The organism is Dyadobacter flavalbus (genome assembly GCF_006149045.1).
GTDB lineage: Bacteria > Bacteroidota > Bacteroidia > Cytophagales > Spirosomataceae > Dyadobacter > Dyadobacter flavalbus.
The window spans coordinates 901,968-922,808 of the sequence record NZ_VBSN01000027.1 but is presented as its reverse complement, the minus strand read 5'-3'; the positions used below and the strand labels follow the sequence as shown (position 1 = coordinate 922,808).

General features: G+C 44.5%; 15 protein-coding genes. 12 read left to right on the top strand and 3 right to left on the bottom strand.

The genetic code is table 11. The annotated features are described in order from the left end of the window. Positions 1-156 precede the first annotated feature (156 nt). The 3 genes from FEM33_RS09080 to FEM33_RS09070 are packed head-to-tail and all read right to left on the bottom strand — an operon-like array spanning position 157 to position 5,100. Complete coding sequence (locus tag FEM33_RS09080; RefSeq protein WP_139011706.1) at positions 157-2,247, bottom strand: prolyl oligopeptidase family serine peptidase; 2,091 nt, start codon at positions 2,245-2,247, stop codon at positions 157-159. Between the two features lie 35 nt (positions 2,248-2,282). Beyond that, positions 2,283-4,172: a CocE/NonD family hydrolase gene (locus FEM33_RS09075; protein ID WP_139011705.1), complete on the bottom strand. Its 1,890-nt coding sequence runs from the start codon at positions 4,170-4,172 to the stop codon at positions 2,283-2,285. A 10-nt stretch (positions 4,173-4,182) separates the two neighbouring features. After that, positions 4,183-5,100 (bottom strand): YjiK family protein, encoded by a 918-nt coding sequence (locus tag FEM33_RS09070; protein WP_139011704.1) that lies wholly within the window; start codon positions 5,098-5,100, stop codon positions 4,183-4,185. 92 nt (positions 5,101-5,192) lie between these two features. Between FEM33_RS09070 and aspS the strand changes: the two genes are divergently transcribed. The 12 genes from aspS to FEM33_RS09010 all read left to right on the top strand — a co-directional run bounded on the left by aspS (position 5,193) and on the right by FEM33_RS09010 (position 20,820). Then, positions 5,193-6,953: an aspartate--tRNA ligase gene (gene aspS, locus FEM33_RS09065; protein ID WP_139011703.1), complete on the top strand. Its 1,761-nt coding sequence runs from the start codon at positions 5,193-5,195 to the stop codon at positions 6,951-6,953. A 138-nt stretch (positions 6,954-7,091) separates the two neighbouring features. Further along, positions 7,092-9,524, top strand: a complete 2,433-nt coding sequence (locus FEM33_RS09060) for an SLBB domain-containing protein (protein WP_139011702.1) — start codon at positions 7,092-7,094, stop codon at positions 9,522-9,524. Between the two features lie 5 nt (positions 9,525-9,529). Then, complete coding sequence (locus FEM33_RS09055; RefSeq protein ID WP_139011701.1) at positions 9,530-10,585, top strand: Wzz/FepE/Etk N-terminal domain-containing protein; 1,056 nt, start codon at positions 9,530-9,532, stop codon at positions 10,583-10,585. 42 nt (positions 10,586-10,627) lie between these two features. Next, a complete protein-coding gene (gene pseB, locus FEM33_RS09050) occupies positions 10,628-11,644 on the top strand; it encodes a UDP-N-acetylglucosamine 4,6-dehydratase (inverting) (RefSeq protein WP_139011700.1) in 1,017 nt (338 codons plus the stop codon). A 10-nt stretch (positions 11,645-11,654) separates the two neighbouring features. Further along, positions 11,655-12,833 carry a UDP-4-amino-4,6-dideoxy-N-acetyl-beta-L-altrosamine transaminase gene (gene pseC / locus FEM33_RS09045; RefSeq protein ID WP_139011699.1) on the top strand — a complete coding sequence of 393 codons (1,179 nt, stop codon included), beginning with the start codon at positions 11,655-11,657 and terminating at the stop codon, positions 12,831-12,833. After that, positions 12,826-13,515: a pseudaminic acid cytidylyltransferase gene (pseF, locus tag FEM33_RS09040; protein ID WP_139011698.1), complete on the top strand. Its 690-nt coding sequence runs from the start codon at positions 12,826-12,828 to the stop codon at positions 13,513-13,515. Before pseC ends, pseF begins: the two co-directional genes overlap by 8 nt. Continuing rightward, entirely contained in the window at positions 13,505-14,935 is a 1,431-nt protein-coding gene (gene pseG, locus FEM33_RS09035; RefSeq protein WP_139011697.1) for a UDP-2,4-diacetamido-2,4,6-trideoxy-beta-L-altropyranose hydrolase, read from the top strand. The genes pseF and pseG overlap by 11 nt, the downstream gene beginning before the upstream one ends. Further along, positions 14,935-15,972: a pseudaminic acid synthase gene (gene pseI / locus FEM33_RS09030; RefSeq protein WP_139011696.1), complete on the top strand. Its 1,038-nt coding sequence runs from the start codon at positions 14,935-14,937 to the stop codon at positions 15,970-15,972. The genes pseG and pseI overlap by 1 nt, the downstream gene beginning before the upstream one ends. Before the next feature lie 87 nt (positions 15,973-16,059). Continuing rightward, on the top strand, positions 16,060-17,361 hold the full coding sequence (locus tag FEM33_RS09025; RefSeq protein WP_161597086.1) for a lipopolysaccharide biosynthesis protein: 1,302 nt from the start codon (positions 16,060-16,062) through the stop codon (positions 17,359-17,361). 18 nt (positions 17,362-17,379) lie between these two features. Next, the gene (locus FEM33_RS09020) at positions 17,380-18,423 is read left to right on the top strand and encodes a hypothetical protein (protein ID WP_139011694.1); all 1,044 of its coding nucleotides are present in this window, start codon (positions 17,380-17,382) and stop codon (positions 18,421-18,423) included. Positions 18,424-18,443: 20 nt separating this feature from the next. Further along, complete coding sequence (locus FEM33_RS09015) at positions 18,444-19,736, top strand: hypothetical protein (RefSeq protein ID WP_139011693.1); 1,293 nt, start codon at positions 18,444-18,446, stop codon at positions 19,734-19,736. Then, entirely contained in the window at positions 19,702-20,820 is a 1,119-nt protein-coding gene (locus FEM33_RS09010; protein ID WP_139011692.1) for a glycosyltransferase, read from the top strand. The genes FEM33_RS09015 and FEM33_RS09010 overlap by 35 nt, the downstream gene beginning before the upstream one ends. Positions 20,821-20,841: the final 21 nt, after the last annotated feature.

The window sequence follows — 20,841 nt, the reverse complement described above, 5'->3', positions numbered from 1 at the left end:
ACAAGCTGCAAGGATCAATACGCTGGAACCGGACACAAGATTAGAAAACTTAGCTATACGCACCGTCCTGTTGTATCCTGCATGTTGAAATAAAATAAGAAATAATGTGAGATAATGAAGTTATTTTTATCAAAGTAATTTCCGGAAACTTTAAATTTACTTCCAAGCCAAACCCATATTCTCAAACATAAAAGCATAGATATCCGCCTGTGTTTCAAGCGCTTTTTTTGTATTGCTGGCACCGTGCCCGGAATTAGTGTCAATGCGGATCAGCAAAGGGTTTGTGGAACTTGCCCCGGCCTTTGCCTGAAGTTCGGCCGCGTACTTGAATGAATGTGCGGGCACTACCCTGTCGTCGTGGTCTGCAGTTGTGATCATGGTCGCCGGGTATTTTCCGCCTTCTTTGATATTATGCAACGGAGAATAGCCAAACAGCACCTTAAATTCGTCCGCATTATCGCTGCTTCCGTAATCGGCAATCCAGTTCCAGCCGATCGTGAATTTGTGAAACCGCAGCATATCCATGACGCCCACAGCCGGAAAAGCAACCTTGAACAGCTCCGGCCGCTGGTTCATAACCGCCCCGACGAGCAAGCCGCCGTTCGAGCCGCCCTGAATGGCAAGACGTTCCGGCGAAGTATATTTTTCACGGATCAGGAATTCGGCGGCGGCAATGAAATCGTCAAATACATTCTGCTTTTTGAGCTTCATGCCCTGTTCATGCCATTTTTCCCCGTATTCGCTTCCGCCGCGCAGATTGGCCTGCACGTAAACGCCGCCCTGATCAAAAAACGGGATTCTTGTCGGGCTGAAAGATGGCGTCAGGCTGATGTTGAAACCGCCGTATCCGTACAAAATGGTCGGATTGGAGCCGTCCCGTTTCAGTCCTTTTTTATAAGTGATAAAAGCAGGGATTTTTGTGCCGTCTTTACTTGGATAAAAAACCTGTTTTGTTTCATAATCTTCGGGATTAAAAGAAACTTCCGGCGAACGGAACACGGCACTTTTCTGCATATCAATGTCATACCGGAAAATAGTCGGCGGATAGCTGAATGAGGTGTACGTGTAAAAAACGAAAGTATCTTCCTTTTCCCCGCCAAAACCCGTTGCAGTTCCAAGCCCCGGGAGACGGATTTCATTTTCCAGCTTTCCCTTCAGATCATAAACATAAGCACGCGTTGTAACATCTTTGGAGTAAGAAACAAACAATTTACTGCCGGCCATGCCCGCAGACTGCAAAGGTTCCGGTTTTTCGGGAATAAGTGTTTTCCACGTTTTCGATGCAGATTCATAGCGCAGCACTTTGCTGTTCGGCGCGTTCTCATTGGTCTCAATCAGAAAATCGTTGCCGACATTCTCGATCACGCTATAGCTGAAATCCGTAATTTCTTCCTTTACGGGAATAAATTGCGAGGTTCCTTTTTTCAGAACCCAAAGTCCGTTTCCGTCCTTTCCTTTTCCCCGGTCACTTACGCTCAGAAATGCATATTGCTCGTCTTCGGTTGTGCTTACAATATGGAAACGCTGCGGATTCGCCGGATCTTCAAAAACCAGTTTATCGTCCTGCTGCAAGGTTCCGATCTTGTGGTAAAAAACCTGATGATTTTCATTCTTTGCAGCCAGTTCACTTCCTTCCGGCTTCGGATAACGGCTGTAATAAAATCCGTCGTCCTGCCACGCAGCGCCTGAAATTTTCACCCATTCCACTTTATCCGGCAGCATGGATAAATTTTTCATATCCATAATCTGATATTCCTGCCAGTCGGAGCCGCCTTTGGAAAAACCCAGGACCGCATGGTCGCCGTTTTTGGACAAACTGAAAACCGTAAGCCTTGTGGTGCCGTCCGCAGAAAGTTTGTTAGGATCGAGTACCACTTCGGGATTGCCGTTCAGCCCTTTCTGCCGGTACAGTACGGATTGGTTCTGAAGTCCGTCGTTTTTATAAAAATAGAAATATTCGCCTTTTTTGCCCGGAGCGGAGTACTTGGGATAATTATATGCTTTTTCAAGATCGGTGAAAATTCTGTTTTTAAAAGGAATTTTGTCCAGATAACCGAATGTGACTTCATTCTGCGCTTTTACCCACGCAGCCGTTTCATCGGAACGGTCATCTTCCAGCCAGCGGTACGGATCGGGCACTTTTACGCCGTGATATTCATCGGTATGATCAATTTTCAGGGTTGCAGGATAATTCAGTTGCTGGGCAGAACCGTTTGAAGCCAGTATCGTTGCCGAAATTATGTTCATTACAATTAGTTTTAAATTCATTCTGTTTTGGAAAGTTACTGCTTAATGACATCCGCCTCGATCATACTTGCAGCGCCGGCCTGATGATAAATGGTTTGTGTAGCCTGAATAAAATCAGAATCCGCGGCTTTGTAAATATTATCCACGTATTTCTGCGGATTGCGGTCGAAAAGCGGGAAAGCAGTACTCTGAACCTGAATCATGATACTGTGCCCTTTTTTGAAAGTGTGAAGCACATCCTGAAGACGGAATTTGATGTCGGTCATTTTGCCTGCAACGAGCGCTTCGGGTTTTTCAAAACTGTTCCGGAACCGGGCCCGCATAATTTCACTTCTGACCATTTGCTGATAACCGGCCATAACCGTTTTCGGGTCGGGCATGAACTCATGGTTTTTTTCATCATCGGGATAAACATCAATCAGCTTTACAAAGAAATCGGCGTCCGTTCCTGTGCTGCTGATCTTTAACAATGCCGTGATTTCACCGCCCAGCGTCACATCTTCCTGCAGAACATCCGTTTTAAAAACCAGTACATCCGGCCGCGAAGCCGCAAAGCGCTGATCTTCTGACATATATTCAAAAGGCGTAAAACCCGACATTTGCTTTACATTGGCTGTATATGGAACCGGTTTGGCGGGATCGCTCACGTATGCAGACGTTGATTTTGATTCTTTCGGCTCGGAGAAATCCAGTTTGCCGTTCGGATGAAAGTACAGTTTTACTTTTTGCGCCGTTGCTGCCGGCCATTTATCAAAGGTTTTCCATTCTTTTTTACCGGTATCAAACAAGTAAGCTTCCGGCAGGCCGGTTTTGCCGTCGCCCGATTCTTTCAGGAAATGCCTGAAGAACTTTGCTTCAATATTATTCTGGTAAAATGTAGCAATGCTGTCGCCGAAATAAATGTCGTTATGCAGTGTATGCCCGGTTTCACGGCTCCACCGGCCATGCCCGAAAGGCCCTACGACCAGCGTATTGTAAATGGAAGGATTGTTTTTTTCAATGGTTTTATACGTATTCAGCGGGCCGTAAAGATCTTCGGCATCAAACCATCCGCCAACGGTCATGAATGCATGTTTCAAACCTTTCAAGTGCGGCAGAATGTCTCTTTTTTGCCAGAATTCGTCTTTGTTCGGGTGCGCAATGGTTTCCTGCCAGAAAAAGTTTTTGGAGTAATATTTGTCAAAGTTTTTCAGTGAACCCATTTTCAGGTTGAAAGTATAACCGTCCGGCTCAGGCTTGATAAAATCATTGGCAAACCACGAAGCGGCACCCGGCTGCTGCGGCTTGATGCCGAACACCGGAAAAGTCAGATAATAACCTTGCGTAAACGCGCCGTTGTGATGAAAATCATCGAAGAAAAAATCCGAAATCGGTGCCTGCGGGGAAGAAGCTTTCAGCGCCGGGTGATTGGAAAGTGCGCTTGCCGTTGTATAAAATCCGGGATAGGAAATTCCCCACTGCCCCACTCTGCCGTTGTTTGAAGGGATATTTTTCAAAAGCCATTCAATGGTATCATACGTATCGGAAGCTTCGTCCACATCCGTTTTGCCTTTTTTCTGCGCAATATGCGGCGTCATGTTCGTCCATTCGCCTTCGCTCATATAACGGCCGCGAACATCCTGATAAACAAAAATAAACTTGTCGCGCATCAAAGCAGGGCTCGGCCCCAGGCGCGGCGGGTAAGTATCTTTTCCGTACGGCGCCACGCTGTAACACGTACGTTGCATGAGAAAAGGATACTTTTTATCGTTTGACGCATCCTTTGGGACGTACACGATAGTATGCAATTTTACGCCGTCCCTGACCGGAATGTCGTACTCGGTTTTGGAATAATTATCCCTGATAAACTGTTCGTCGGTATTATTCTGGGCATTTGCTTTTAAGGAAAAAAAAGCGATCGTTAGAAACAGGAGTTTTTTAAGCATTGGAATTGTATTATTTTCTTTTATAATAATTTAAGCTTACGCCTGGGGAATTTGATTTTTCGCTAAGCGTATAAAAGCCGGCACTTTCGCGATCAAAGCAGATTGCTTCTCCCTGCGGTTCCGGCGCAACAGAAAGCTGTTTCAATGCAGATTCCGACAAAGTTTGCCCGATGGTTTTATCCTGTTTTCTTTTCCAGTAATGAACGGATAGGTAAGTACGGATCAGGATTTCAGTTCCGTCTGCCGAAATACTGCCGCCGGTTGCAAGTGAAACCGAAGGAACAGTCCCGACTTTTTCGGCAATCATGGTTTCCGAAGTGGACTGCGGAAACGGCAGACGGTAAATTCCGGTGCTTCCGATTTCCTTTGAAAGAATGAACAGATCTTTTGTGACGGCATCAAGCAGCAGTGTTTCGGCATCACGGGCACCGTCCGGATAGCTGAAAGTTATTTTCTCAACGGAATTTTGTGAAAAGCTGTCGTTTGTGCCACCGATTTCAGGAACGCGGTAAATGGTATTGGTCAAAGTAACCGGTTTGTTGTTATTGCCGATATCGCCAATGTAAAGGTAATGGGTACCGTCTTTCGGGCCGGGACCGATGGCCATATCTTCCCAGTCGTGATTGGCCGTTCCGGGAACAGGATATTCCCTGATTTCTTTTCCGTCGCTGCTGATCAGATAAAGCGAATTGGGCGCTCCGGAATCTTGTAAAGTCCATAGAAATCCATCCAGATTTTTGCCGGGTGCAAGCCCGGATGCTTCATCGATCCTGCCGGGTGTAATGGCGTATTGCTGCGGTGTGGATTCAAATGACTCTGAACTTCCGGTTTCAGGATCCGGATCGGGATCGCAGCTGCAGAGTGTCAACAATATCAATGAAGAAAGCACGCGACCAATCTGTCTTCCAGGCCTTTTATATAATTTCATAAAAAACACTTCATGTTAGATTTGCTAAAAATACGTACTTTTGCGCCATTTATTATCAGGCACTTTCTTTATATCCGTATTAAAATAATTATATGTTACGTACAAATACCTGCGGGGAGTTAAGCTTAGAACATGTAAATCAGGAAGTTGTATTATGCGGCTGGGTACAGCGCATTCGGGATAAAGGCGGAATGATTTGGCTGGATCTGCGTGACCGCTATGGCTTGACACAACTTCTTTTTGAAGAAGGGAAAACACCTTCGCAAGTATTGGAAACGGCACGTTCGCTGGGCAGGGAATTTGTCATTTCCGCCAAGGGCATCGTCATTGAAAGGATTGCCAAGAATGATAAAATAGCCACCGGCGCCATTGAAATACGTGTTTCCGAACTTACGGTTCTGAATGCAGCCAAATTGCCTCCGTTCCTGATTGAAGATGAAACCGACGGCGGCGATGACATCCGAATGAAATACCGCTATCTTGATTTAAGAAGAAACAATGTACGCAAAAACCTGCAGTTACGGCATCAGGTGGCGCGCTATACCCGGGCATATCTGGACGAACTGGACTTCATTGAAGTGGAAACGCCGGTTCTGATCAAGTCAACGCCGGAAGGCGCACGTGATTTTGTGGTTCCAAGCCGCATGAACCCGGGCGAATTCTATGCGCTTCCGCAATCGCCGCAAACGTTCAAACAGTTGCTGATGGTGGCCGGATTTGACCGTTACTACCAGATTGTAAAATGTTTCCGTGATGAAGACCTTCGTGCAGACCGCCAGCCGGAATTTACCCAAATTGACTGTGAAATGTCATTTGTGACGCAGGAAGATGTACTGAATACGTTTGAAGGACTGATACGCAATCTGTTCAGCAAGGTGAAAGGAATAGAACTTCCCGAAGTTCCACGCATGACTTATGCGGACGCCATGCGCCTTTACGGATCGGACAAGCCGGATATCCGCTTTGATATGCAGTTTGCGGAACTGAAAGGCGAAAATCAGGACCTGACTTCCGGCAAGGGATTCGGTGTTTTTGATGACGCGGAACTGGTTGTCGGAATTTGTGCGCCGGGTTGTGCCGTTTACACACGCAAGCAAATTGATGAACTGACGGACTGGATCAAACGTCCGCAAATCGGTGCGAAGGGATTGGTGTATGTCCGTTACAATGCCGATGGTTCAATCAAATCGTCCGTTGACAAATTCTACTCTGAACCGGATATTAAAAAATGGGTTGATGCGTTTAACGCTAAGCCCGGAGATTTGATTTTGTTGATGTCCGGCCAGGCGGATAAAACGCGCAAGCAACTGAATGAACTGCGCCTTGAAATGGGTTCGCGGCTCGGCTTACGGAATCCGGACGAATACCGGGTTTTATGGGTTCTTGATTTTCCGCTGCTGGAATACGGAGAGGCTGAAAACAGATGGTTTGCCATGCATCATCCGTTCACCAGTCCGAAACCTGAAGATATTGCGCTGCTGGACGGCAATTTGGGTCAGATCAGGGCAAATGCATATGATATGGTTATTAACGGCGTTGAAGTGGGCGGCGGTTCCGTAAGGATTTTTGAAAAAGAGCTGCAGCAGAAAATGTTTGAGATTCTGGGATTTTCTCCACAGGAAGCACAGGAACAATTTGGTTTTCTAATGAATGCCTTTGAATTCGGAGCGCCTCCGCATGCCGGAATCGCATTTGGTTTTGACAGGCTGTGCTCCATTTTCGGCGGCGCGGATTCCATCCGGGATTTCATTGCTTTCCCGAAAAATAATTCAGGACGTGACGTAATGATCGATTCTCCGTCTACTATTTCAGAAGGGCAGTTAAAAGAACTTTCAATCCAGACTGCATTATAGATTATGCATTGGCTATATTTCAATAAGTCAAGAGTTTAACAGTTAGTTTTAGTAGTTTTACCCCGATTTAAAAATCCTAATTTGAACCCGACGCTGCTTTTCACCGAGTAGTTGTTGATTGTAATTAAAAAACACTGCATGCATTATCATTTCTTTTCGAGGTTATACTTAAGTGTTATATCTTTTACGCTGTTCTTCTTTGTAAGCATTTCCGGTTCTGCTCAAAACACTGATCCATCCAAGCCTGCAACTGTATTGCCAGCCCCAACGCAAAAGGTAGATCCTTCGCAGATCACCAATCAGCAGGCAACAGATTTTTACAACCAGGCCAAATCAACGGGCATGTCTGATATGGACATTGAGAAAGCGGCCTTGCAAAGAGGTTATACGCTGGACCAGATTTCAGCCATGCGTAAGCGTGTGGCGCAAAAGACTCAGGAGAAAGAAGTTGCTGATCCGAACCGTGATGAACTGGATGAAACCCGGGATCAGGATGAACAGGATGAGCTGGACGAACTTGAAGATGAGACCAATAACGAAAGGGATTCAACGAACGCAAGAAAAGTTACGAGAAGACGCATTAACCGTACTTTCGGCTCTTCGTTTTTCGCACAGCCTTCATCCACTTTCGAGCCAAACCTGCGTATCGCAACACCCAGAAATTACATTCTCGGCCCGGAAGATGAAATTGTAGTGGATATCTATGGCAATGCGGTGGACAATTTCAAAATGAAGATCAGTCCGGAAGGAACTGTAAAAATGCTTAATCTGGCACCTGTGTATGTAAATGGCCTTACAATCGAGCAGGCCAATGAGCGCATTGTAAACCGGCTCAGGCAAGCCTATTCTACATTAAACCGGCCGGGATCAGGCACTTACTCTTCCATTACGCTTGGAAATGTCCGGAGCATCCGCGTCATGATAACAGGCGAAGCAACGCGTCCGGGAACTTACACTGTTTCTTCACTTGCGACTGCCTTTAACGCTTTGTCCTTATCCGGCGGCCCCAACAAAAACGGGTCATACCGAAATATCGAGGTTATACGAAACAATAATGTAATCAGGAAAATCGACCTTTACCGCTTCCTGGTGGATGCGGACCTTAAAGACAACATCGCTTTGCAGGATCAGGATATCATCCTGATACGACCTTTTGAAAGCAGGATTGAGCTGGTCGGGCAAGTGAAACGGCCCGGCATTTTTGAAGCCAGAACAGGCGAATCCATTTCCAGCCTGATCCGGTATGCAGGCGGATTCACGCCCGAAGCTTATACCCGAACATTAACGTACCAGAGAAATACCGGAACCAATTATGTAATCGGAAGTCTTGATTCTGCACAGATTGCCTCTTTTACACCTAAAAACGGAGATATTTTCAACATCAAGAAAATTCTTGACATCGTAAGCAATCAGGTTGAAGTAAAAGGTGCTGTGACTTTGCCGGGCATTTATGCACTGGAAGAACGCTGCAATACCGTACTGAAACTTATTCAGATGTCTCAGGGACTCAGCCCGCGTGCCTTTCTGAACCGTGCACTTCTCGAAAGATCCAGCGGTGACACCCAGACCGGAATTGTGGCGTTTGACCTGCGTAAACTCATCAATGGCGAGATTGCAGATATCGAACTGCTTCCGGGTGATATCCTGACTGTAAAATCCGTTGAAGATCTTAAAGAATTTACATTTTTGTCGATATCAGGTTCTATTATCAATCCGGGTAATTACTTCTATTACAAGGATATTTCAATTGCGGATTTGATATTTCAGGCTGGCGGCTATACAGAAGGCGGTGTTCCGTACCGGATTGAAGTTTCCAGACGTGTCAAAAATGATACGCTTGACTTGCCAACATCACAGAACGTGCGCATTTACACCATGGATGTTGCGGACAATCTGATTCTTAATCCGGAAGACCAGAAGTTCAAACTGGAACCGAGCGATATGGTAATCGTACGCAAATCCCCGCGTTATGAAGCTCAGAAAACGGTAACGATTATGGGGGAAGTGAAGTTTCCCGGAAATTACACCATCATCAGCAACTTCGAACGCATATCCGATCTGTTTACAAAATCTGGCGGCGTTAAACCGGAAGCTTATCTGCCGGGTGTGCGTTTTTACCGGAACAGGGAATTGCTTGCAGTGGATATTGAAACCATTATGAAAAAACCGTCACTGCCATCCAACCTGTTACTGTTAGACGGAGATACATTGATGATTCCAAGAAGGTCTGAAACGGTACGGATTCAGGGCGGGGTACATAATCCTTCAGTGATGAATTACGATCCGAAATATGAATATGAAGATTACATTTCACAGGCGGGCGGTTATACGGAGCAGGGCTGGAAAAAACGCGTTTACGTGTCGCATCCGAACGGACGGACCTACCGAACCAAAAACTTTCTGTTTTTCCGCTCCTATCCGGCAATTGCACCCGGCTCAGTAGTCACAATCCCGGTAAAAGCAGAACAACCTGACCGTGAAAGGACACCCGGTGAACGTATAGCGCTGTTTTCATTCATTGCATCTATGGTGAGCACATTATCCATCGCTATCATTACTTTGAGCAGATAACATCAATGACTAATCCCGAAATACAAGCTGATAAAAACACCGACACACTTGAGATAAGCATTTTTGAAGTTGTAGGGTTTTTCAAGAAATATTTACCGGTTCTTATAGCTGCTGCCGTGCTGTCCGCCATGATCGGAGTTGCATTCAGTTTCCTGCTTGCCAAGAGATATACCGCTCAGACAATCCTGCTGCCCGAACTGGGATCCAGCAGAAACAATTCATTTTTCAGCATGGCACTGGGCGCTGGTGCTGATCCCAACGGTAAACTGGTGCCAGAGCTATACCCGAACATCCTTTCAACAATTCCTTTCGGACAGTATTTGCTAAAGACGCCGGTTGTTGATATAAATAATGTATCATACCCTACGCTGGAAAGTTACCTGACAAGAAAGAGCTCACAATCTTTCCTGTCGGGCCTGTTTTCATTTGGAAAAACGGAAAAGAAAGAAACCAAGCCCAAATTACCTAACCCCAAAATCAAAATTCTTTCATTTGATCCCAAACAGGAAAAAATGGTAATGGCTGCAAAAAATCTCGTGCATGCTACGGTCGGGACCACAGATGGAATTATTACAATTGAAAGCGAAATGACTGACCCGGTAGTTGCAGCGATGCTTGTTGATGCAGGTGAGAAATACTTGATCAATTACGTCAGCAATTACACCATATCCAAAACGACCCAGCAGGTTGAGTTCCTTCAGAAAAGAGTGGCGGAAGCCCGAAAAAGACAGCAGAAAGCAGAATATGCCCTGCAAACATACAGGGATACGCACAGAAACACCTTTTTGAACGTAGCGAGGATCGAAGAACAAAGGCTACAAGCTGAATACGTTCTTTCGGAGGCAATACATTCGGATTTGTCTATCAAGCTGGAACAATCCAAAATACGTGAAAAGGAAGAGAAACCTGTTTTTAAAGTTCTGGAGCCGGTCCGGGTTCCACTGGCGAAAAGCAGCCCGAAGCGCCTTTTTATCGGTGTTATCTTCTCGGTTCTGGGAATATTCCTGACACTCACCTACATCATTTTCTTTAAAGAGAAACTTCACAAGCAACTTGTTTAGCACTATACATCTGTAAATTATTTTCAACTAAAATAAATGAACATGCTAGATTTGACCGGTAAATCAATACTTATAACCGGAGGAACTGGTTCTTTAGGTAAAGCATTAACTGCAACTATTTTTAAAAGATGGCCAAACGTGAAAAGGCTCGTCATCTTGTCGAGAGATGAACAGAAGCAATTTCAGATGGCACAGGAATACACACCAGAGAAGTATCCGCAGATCCGCTTTTTTATTGGTGATGTAAGAGATGAAGAACGTTTGCGGAGAGCTTTTAAAGGAATTGATTTTGTGATACATGCGGCTGCAATGAAGCATGTGCCTATCGCTGAGTACAACCCCAGCGAGTGTGTCAAGACCAATATCAACGGAGCACAAAATGTTATTAATGCAGCGCTGGACACCGAAGTAAGCCATGTAGTTGCACTTTCGACGGACAAGGCAGCAGCTCCGATCAATTTGTATGGTGCCACAAAACTCACTTCGGACAAGCTCTTTATTGCAGCCAATAACATTCGCGGACAGAATCCTATCAAATTTTCTGTTGTCAGATATGGAAATGTAATGGGTTCCAACGGTTCGGTTATTCCTTTTTTTATCAATAAGAAAAAAGAAGGCGTACTGCCGATAACAGTCGAAAGCATGACCCGGTTTAACATTTCTCTGCAGGGTGGTGTGGACATGGTGCTGCATGCGCTGGAAACAGCGTGGGGCGGAGAACTTTTTGTCCCGAAAATCCCATCGTACAATATTCTCGATATCGCAAAGGCGATCGGACCGGAATGTGAGCACCGGGTGATCGGCATCCGTCCGGGCGAAAAGATTCACGAGGAAATGATCACAACATCCGATTCATTCTTCACTTATGATCTGGGCAAATATTATGCAATCGTGCCTCAGACACCGACATGGAGCATTTCTGATTTTGTCAGTCACTTCAATGCCAAAAAAGTGCCGGACGGTTTCTCCTATAATTCCGGAAACAATACAGAATGGGAAACAGTTGAAAGTCTGCGGGCTTTAATCGTTGAGCACGTAGATCCCGACTTCACAGTTTAATTTTTCTTGAATGATACCGTACGGAAGGCAGAACATAACCGAGGAGGACATTAAGGCCGTGACAGACGTATTGAAGTCTGACTATCTCACCCAAGGACCTAATATCCGGCAATTTGAAGTTGCTTTTGCAGAATATGTGGGTTCAAAATATGCTGTTGCGGTGGCAAATGGAACAGCGGCGCTGCATTTGTGTACGCTTGCGTTAGGCGTGAACCCGGGCGATAAAGTAATAACAACACCCATTACATTTGCAGCATCGGCAAACTGCATCCGTTACTGCGGAGGAGAAGTTGTATTTGCCGACATTGACCCGTCAACCTATCTGATTGATATTCATTCGGTACGCAACTTGCTGGAAAGTGCCCCGAAAGGAACATATAAAGGAATTATTCCGGTCGATTTTGCAGGCAATACAGTCAATCTGGAAGCTTTTAAAGAACTGGCTGATGAATACGGTCTGTGGATGATTGAAGACGCCTGCCATGCACCCGGGGGCTTTTTTACAGATTCGGCTGGCAATGAACAGCTTTGCGGAAACAGCAACTTTGCGGATCTTGCGATTTTCAGCTTCCATCCTGTAAAGCATATTGCATGCGGGGAAGGCGGAATGATTACAACCAATGATGCCGAGTTGTATCAAAAATTGCTTGCACTCCGGACGCACGGGATTGTAAAATCAAATGACCTGTATGTAAACAGCATCGAGCTGGCCGGTGGAGCCGAGCAGTATCCGGGCTGGTATATGGAAATGCAGACTTTGGGTTATAATTACCGATTGACGGATTTTCAGGCTGCACTAGGCGTCAGTCAGTTAAAAAGAGCGGATGCCGGCCTTGAAAAACGCCGGGCGATTGCGGCTGCTTATCAGGCCGGGTTTTCTGACAAGGCATTTGTATATGGACAAAGTGGCGTAGTCACAGGCCATGCATATCATCTTTATATTATAGAAGTGGAGGATCGCCTGGGCTTGTATAATCACCTGCGAAGCAAAGACATTTTTGCCCAGATCCATTACATTCCGTGCCATTTGATGCCCTATTATCAAAATCTTGGCTGGAAAGCGGGTGATATGCCCCATGCGGAAGCGTACTACCGGGGATGTATCAGCCTGCCGATGTACCCGACACTGACCGAAGAGGAACAGTCGTTTGTCATTGACGCTGTTAACAGTTATTACCATCATGGATAAAACCCTGGCAATTATTCCGGCAAGGGGCGGCAGCAAGCGTATTCCAAGAAAAAACATCAGGGATTTTCTGGGAAAACCGATTATTGCCTATGCCATCGAAACCGCACTGAAATCCGGCTTATTCAGTGACGTAATGGTTTCAACGGATGATCCTGAAATTGCTGGAATCGCAAAAAATCATGGTGCATCTGTCCCGTTTCTGAGAAGCGAAGGCAATGCAAACGATTTCGCATCCACCGTGGACGTTATCAAGGAAGTAGAAAAGGAATATGAAACTCGTTTTTCGGTTATATACGATAAGATCTGCTGCATTTACCCCACAGCACCTTTAATTAAAACCGAGCATTTGCGGGCCGGAATGTCAATGATGAGCGAATCCGGCTTTGACTCCGTGTTTCCGGTTGTTCCTTTCTCCTATCCGATCTGGCGGGGTTTGGAAATAACGGACGGAAAAGTACAGATGGTTTGGCCGGAAAATCGGAATGTCAGGTCGCAGGACCTGAAACCGGTTTATCATGATGCCGGCCAATGGTACTGGTACAATCCAGCAAAAATTACGGATTCTCTTTTTACGTCAAACACGGCATCCATCATCTTGTCGGAAGAAGAAGTGCAGGATATCGATACGGCCTCTGACTGGCTGATGGCGGAAATGAAATACAAACTGCTTTATGAAAAGTAAACTATATATCAGGACGGATGGAAGTTCCAGCATTGGCCTCGGCCATCTTGTCAGGTGTATAGCTTTGGCAAAAATGCTTGTTGAAAACTTTGACATTCATTTTGCCTGTAAACAAATTCCGGATAGCATCATCGACGAAATACGGCATGCCGGTTTTGCCTTTATGCGCCTTCAAAATGACGAAGCACTCCTGGCTGTTTTGTCACCAAAAGACCTGGTTGTCGTGGACAGCTATGAACTTGAAAGTGATTATCAACTTGCTGTCAAGAAAATAGGCTGTCAGCTAGTGAGTATAGACGACTTGCATGAAAAGCCCAGCTTTGCAGATTTGATTTTAAATCATACACCCTGCGTTTCTCCGAATGAATACGACGCACAGCCGTACACGCAGTTCGCGCTTGGCCCCGATTATGCATTGATCCGTCCGGCATTTCTCGAATTGGCCAGGATGAAAAAACAGCAAACTGCAAGTGGCTCGGTTCTGATCTGTTTCGGCGGCTCGGACAGCCGGAACTTAACCAGAACGGCACTGAATGTTGTCTTGACCTTCAGTCAGTTTAGCAAAATATGCATCGTAACCGGTGCTGCATACAGTCATCAGGAATCTTTGGCGGCCATTCTAAATGAACACGACAACGTAATTCATTACAGTAACATCAGTGCCGAGGATATGGCCGGACAAATGTCTGAAGCTGAATTATGCATTGTTCCGGCAAGCGGGATCCTGACGGAAGCACTTACGTCGGGAGCAAAAATTATTTCCGGAATGTACGTTGATAATCAGAGGTTTGTTTTTGAAAACTATAAAAAGGCAAATGCCTTTATCAGCGCTGAAGATTTTTCAGAAGAAAACATTCTTTCCGCAGTAGAGAAATATTTTTCTCAGCAAAGTTCTGAAAATGCTAAACTGGTTGATGGAAAATCGGGAGAACGGATAAAAAAACTTTTTCAGCAGCTGGTTTCCGAGCAAAATTTTCAACTGCGCAGATTAACAAATAACGATGCAGAAATAACTTATCACTGGGCTTCGGATCAGCAGGTTCGGAGGTATTCCCTTAATAAAAGTACCATACACTTTGCAGACCATGTTGACTGGCTTTCACGAAAATCAACGGATCCTGAATGTATATTCTATATTGCATTGTATTATGGCAAGCCTGTCGGTTCGATCCGGTTTGACCTGCATGGCGAAGAAGCGGTTATAAGTTATCTGCTGGATCCGGACTATCATGGCCAGGGCCTGGGCGCCGTATTGCTGAAAAAGGGAATTTTATCGCTTTGTGAAAATACAGGGCAAATGATAACACGAATCTCAGGAATTGTAATGCCTGATAACATTTCGTCGTGTAAGACATTCGAGCGATTTGGTTTTACGAAAGAAATGGAAGGTGAGAACTACAAATACACTATGAATATCTGATGAGAATAGGAACATTTGAAATAAATAAAAACAGTCCTGTATTTATCATTGCAGAACTGTCGGCCAATCATAATGGCAGTCTGGAAACAGCGATAGAAACGATCAGAGCTGCTAAAAGAGCTGGCGCGGATTGTATCAAACTGCAGACTTATACGGCCGAAACAATCACCATCGATTCCCGCATGGACGATTTTCGTATCGGCGGGACGATCTGGGACGGACAATATTTATTTGACTTATATCAAGAGGCTTATACGCCGTGGGAATGGCATGCGGAATTATTCCGTGTAGCGGAGGAAGAAGGCTTGATTTGCTTTTCTTCTCCGTTTGATCCAACAGCCGTTGCGTTTCTGGAGACGCTGGATGTGCCCGCCTATAAAATTGCCTCGTTCGAAATTACTGACATCCCTTTGATCGAGCTTGTTGCCTCCAAAGGAAAGCCCGTCATTATTTCCACCGGCATCGCCACCGAAGAAGATATCAGGCTCGCCCTGGATGCCTGCGCAAGGCAGGGCAACGATCAGATTGCTTTGCTGAAATGCACATCGAGCTATCCGGCTCCGATTGGTGAGGCAAACATGACGATGGTTAAAGATTTTGCAGAGCGGTTCCATGTAATCAGCGGCCTTTCCGATCACACCATTGGCAGTACCGTTCCGGTTGTTGCCACGGTTCTTGGTGCCAAAATCATTGAAAAGCATTTCATTCTGGACCGAGCCATCGGCGGCCCCGATGCATCCTTTTCCATGAATGAAGCGGAATTCTCGGAAATGGTGAAATCGGTGAGAGAAGCTGAACAGGCCATCGGCATAGTGGATTATAAACTGACCGAAAAGCAGGCAAAAGGCAAAGACTTTTCAAGATCCTTATATGTGGTTGAGGACATTGCAGCAGGAGAAATCATAACGGAATCGAATGTACGTTCCATTCGCCCGGGCTTCGGTCTGCATCCCAAATATCTGAAAGACATTATCGGAAAGCCGGCCAAAGAGGATCTTAAGAAAGGGTCCCGGATGACGCTGGATAAAATCGCATAGCTCTATCTGCTATACACTCTCAAATGAAATACATGCAAGAGAGTACATTGAAAAGATCATATTGGATTACTAATTGGAAAGCCGGTTTTGAGGAGTAAAATTGAAAATTTAAGAAAACATCCACTTGTCAGGAACAGCGTACTTTACGTTATTACTGACGCTGTAAACAAGGCGGTTCCTTTTTTAATTCTTCCGTTACTTACTCATTATCTGCTACCTGAGGATTATGGTAAAGTTGCCAATTACAATGTTTATCTTAATCTTCTCGTCATTTTCATAGGAATCAACGTTCAGAGTATTGTTTCAGTCAACTTCTACCGACTGGACAAGGTTGAAATCGGGAAGTATATTTTCAATATTTTGTTTGTACTGGCTATCACGCTTGCAGTTTGCGGGCTGATCGTTTTCTGGTTTATCGAACCAATCAGGAGCTACCTTTCAGTCAATACAGCTTTTGTAGTCAGCGGCCTGATCATTGCAACTGCTCAGGTAATCAGTAATATCAATCTGATCATCTGGAGACTTGAAGAGCAACCGCTGTATTTTGGAAGTTATCAGATTTCACAAACCGTTTGTGACGTCACACTTTCACTTATCCTGATCATACTTTTTCAGTTGAGCTGGCAGGGCAGAATCATCGGGATCGGCACCAGTTCCGTTCTTTATGCATTGATCAGTGTGATCCTTTTATGGAAGCGCGGCTATCTGAATATCTCGTATAACAAGCAGTACATTAAAGATATTTTCAGGTTTTGCCTTCCGTTAATACCGCATGCCATCAGCATCTGGGCCCGCGCCGGCGCCGACAGACTCATCATATCCAATCTGGCGGGTGTTTCCGAAAGCGGTATTTATGCAGCCGGATTTCAGTTCAGCCTGATTATTTCTTTTTTGACACTGGCATTCAACAATGCATTTACACCGTTTGTTTACAAGACACTTTCCATTTCTGATCCGAAAGTCCTTGCGGTAAAGAAGCGGAAGCTGGTTAAGCTCACCTATTTGTACATTGTGTCTTTGCTGCTGCTTACATTCGCTGCAACCCTGGCATCGGATATCCTGATTGATCACTTTCTGTCGGAAAAATACAGTGATGCAAAAATGTATGTAGGCTGGGCCTTGTTTTCACAAGCGTTTCAAGGTATTTATCTGATGTATGTTACGTACATTTTTTATGTAAAAAGATCTGCTTCACTGGCAATTGTAACTTTTTTATGTTCTGCGCTGCAAGTTGCCTTGTCCTATTATCTGGTAAGCAGCATCGGGCCGCTTGGCGCTGCTTATTCAAATTTTGCAATCAGTCTGCTCAATTGTCTCGTCGTTATGATGCTCAGCTCAAAGGTTTATCCAATGCCCTGGTTCAGCTTTCGCAATTCCCAGACCAACTAGAATTTCATTGAACTTGCTATGATTAACGACCTTAAAAGACAGATTGTAGTGCTAGCCGAAAAAACGAAAATTTTTCGGAGCATATATTGCGCTTACAAAAGATCCGGAGCCACAGATTTTCCTGCTCAGGTGAAGTCGCGGCAGTCAGCCGATATTTTTGATCTTTCAAAGCTGAGTGCTCCACTGCCATATTTTCCACAATTTTATTTTGAAGATTGCAATTATTACGGCATCCTCTTTCAATTCCTGAAATATGCAAATATTGAAATCGATGACAAAAATCTTCCTTTGCATGAAATTTACCTGGAACACGGCATTGTCATAGGCAACCTTGTTCGTGCCGATTCGGTCATGCTTGCAAAGAAAACGCTGACTTACAGCAGTTACAGGGCAAAATTCATCCAGGAGAAAACAGGCAAAGTACCCATTCAGGTTGGACCTTACATTCATTATTGCGAAGGGCTTCTTGATGCAAAGGCTTTGTCAGAAATCAAAAAGGACCTGGGCAGAGTTCTGCTCGTTTTTCCGAGTCATTCCATTGGCGCGGTTGCGTCAGAATACGATAAAAAGCAGTTTTGTACCGAGATTGAAAAGAGGAAAACCGGATACGATACCGTGCTGGTTTGTATGTACTGGAAAGATACACAAAACGGCGACCATGAATATTACCGGAACATGGGGTACAAACTTACAACTGCCGGGCATCGGGACGATCTGTATTTTCTGAACCGGTTGAAGTCAATTATCTCGCTTTCCGATATGGTCATATCCAATAGCCCCGGCACGCATATTGGTTACAGCCTTTTCCTGAACAAACCCAATTATCTGTTCAAGCAGCACGTAGCCCTTGTATCGAAATCCAAAAGCGGGGACAACTTGTTGAACATCCACTATCAGCCGGAAGTAACAAGTACGAAAGAACGGGACAATCAGCTACTTTACGATGCATTCAGTGTATTTGAGGAAAGAATTACATCAGATCAGTACAAGCTGGCCAATTACATTTGGGGATTCGATCAGATCAAAAGCCCTGAGGAATTAAAATCAGTCTTACTTCATTAATTTTCATCGACATTTGATGTATGAAAATACCGGCATTGCATATTTCAGTTCAGAAGGATCGCAAAATCGATATCCGGAAACTGATATGTATTAACCTTGTCCTGATTGCATTTTTTGATTCATATCCAGTATATAGTACCATTGTGCCGGTTCGTGTGTTTGTGTATGGTTTGAAATTTCTGAACTTATATGCTTTCCTCGCACTGCTGATCAAGAACAATTACAAGAATTACATTCTTGCGGCCCTGATATTGCCTGTGTGGTGGGCTTATTATAATGAAGGCTCGATACTTATTTCCATTCAGTTGCTGTATTCCGGTATTCTTCCGGTGCTGACATTCACGCTGTTAAGAGACGAAGAGCGTTTCAAGGTTGCCCATTGGTATATCAAATTTTTCATTTTTCTGCTCATTGTCGGATTACCCATTTACTTTCTTATCAACCTGGTCAATATTCCTCCGCTATTCTCTATTCAGCGCGGCGAAGCTGGAAGAGGCAGGATTTACGACAACTATTTCTTTTTTTACTGGACCAGACTTGGTGTCAAGAATCGGTTCAGCTCGGTTTTTGATGAGCCCGGCGTAGTGGGCACCATCATTCCGATCATTCTGTTTTATTACCGGCGGATGTTAAGCCGGTTTGAATACTGGGTTCTGGTTATATCGGGAATTCTCTCTTTATCGCTCTTTTTCCTTATTACATTTCTACCCATCCTATACTTTTCGAATACCCGGCTGTTAAAGGCGAAAGAACTTATCTTCCGTCTGGCCTTCTCTGTAGTCTTCATTTGCATTTCCTATATTTTATTTGTTTTTGCAGCAAGAAGCACTAAAGATGACCCGATATTATCTCTCAAAATATACAATCGTTTTGAATGGCAAAACGGCTGGATTGTGGGTATCGTTAATAACAGAGATACAGCGATCCGGGGATTCGAGTCCCTGTATCAGGGTTTTCTTTCGGAAAGCAACACGGATTTGCTTACAGGAAAAGGAAAAGATTATATGCTGAAGGTATACGGCGGTTCTACATTATCATACAGGGTTTTTGTTCTGGAACGTGGTATTCTCATCCTTTTTTATCTGATTTTTCTCTTTGCCTATTTCCACCCGTGGCGAAGATATTTCATTTTCAGCTGCATTTCCATGCTGCTTTTAATGCTTGTTTTCTTCCAAAGACCCATGCTGTACTCAATCAATTATTTTTTACTGGTGTATGTCGGTCTTGAACTGTTTGAAATGCAGGCCCGATTTAATTCTAAAAAACTAGATTCCAAGAATGAAGATAGCACACATTACTCCATCACTCAGTAGGGGTGGCGCAGAAAGATTTGTCGTCGATTTATGTAATGAAATGGCCAGGATTCCAGGCGTCGATGTATACCTGCTCTCACTGAAGGACAATAGTGTTTCGGATTCATTCCTGTCGGAACTTGCCAATGAGGTTCATTATATTTCTTTTAAAAAGAAAAGCGGGTTTGACCCAAAGACTTTACTAAGCGTTTCCAAATGGATAAACAAGATCAAACCGGATATTGTAAATACACATATAAATGCATTTGAATATATCAACCTTAATGTATTCTTTCAATTCCCTTCCCGTACAAAGTATTTTCATACACTCCATTCGCAGGCAGCTCAGGAATGTCCTATCGGCATACTTAAAATAGCCCGCAGCCATTACTATAAAAAAGAACGGGTAACTCCGGTTACGATCTCTGAGGACGGAAAAAGAACTTTCAAGGAATATTACGGTCTGGGCAACGACATTACGATTGTAAATGGCCGCCCTGTGCTAGAAACAACGCCGGAATTTCCTGAAATACAAAAGAGATTCAGTGTAAAAGAGAATGAATACCTGCTGCTTAATGTCGGCCGTGTGGTTGAAGTCAAGAATCAGGAAATGCTGGTCAGAGCCGTTCAGATGTTTAATCAGCAAATGACGGATAAAAAGTGCCGGCTTCTGATTATCGGTGATTTGAGAGAACAAAAGGTTGCAGCCCGCCTGCAAAACCTTGCAGAAGGTGATCCTTACATAGAGCTGATTGGCGCAAAAGATAATATCGTAGATTATCTGTCTGTTGCCGATGCTTTTTGCATGTCAAGCCTTTATGAGGGAATGCCCATTTCGCTGATTGAGGCATTGTCTCTGGGATGTATTCCGATCTGCACGCCCGTAGGAGGCATACCCGAAATGATTACGGATCAGGTAAATGGATTTTTAAGTAAGGATGTAACAGAAACAGCGTTTTTCGAAGCCATCAAGGCATTTCATTACTTTATTGATAAGCAGAAAATGGCAGAGAATTGCGTTGATACATTTCTTCAAAAATACCACATTCGTTCAACTGCTGAAAAATACCTCGGATTGTATAAACAAAAAATGAAGCTGCAGTGAAGGAAACCGGCATAGCAAAAC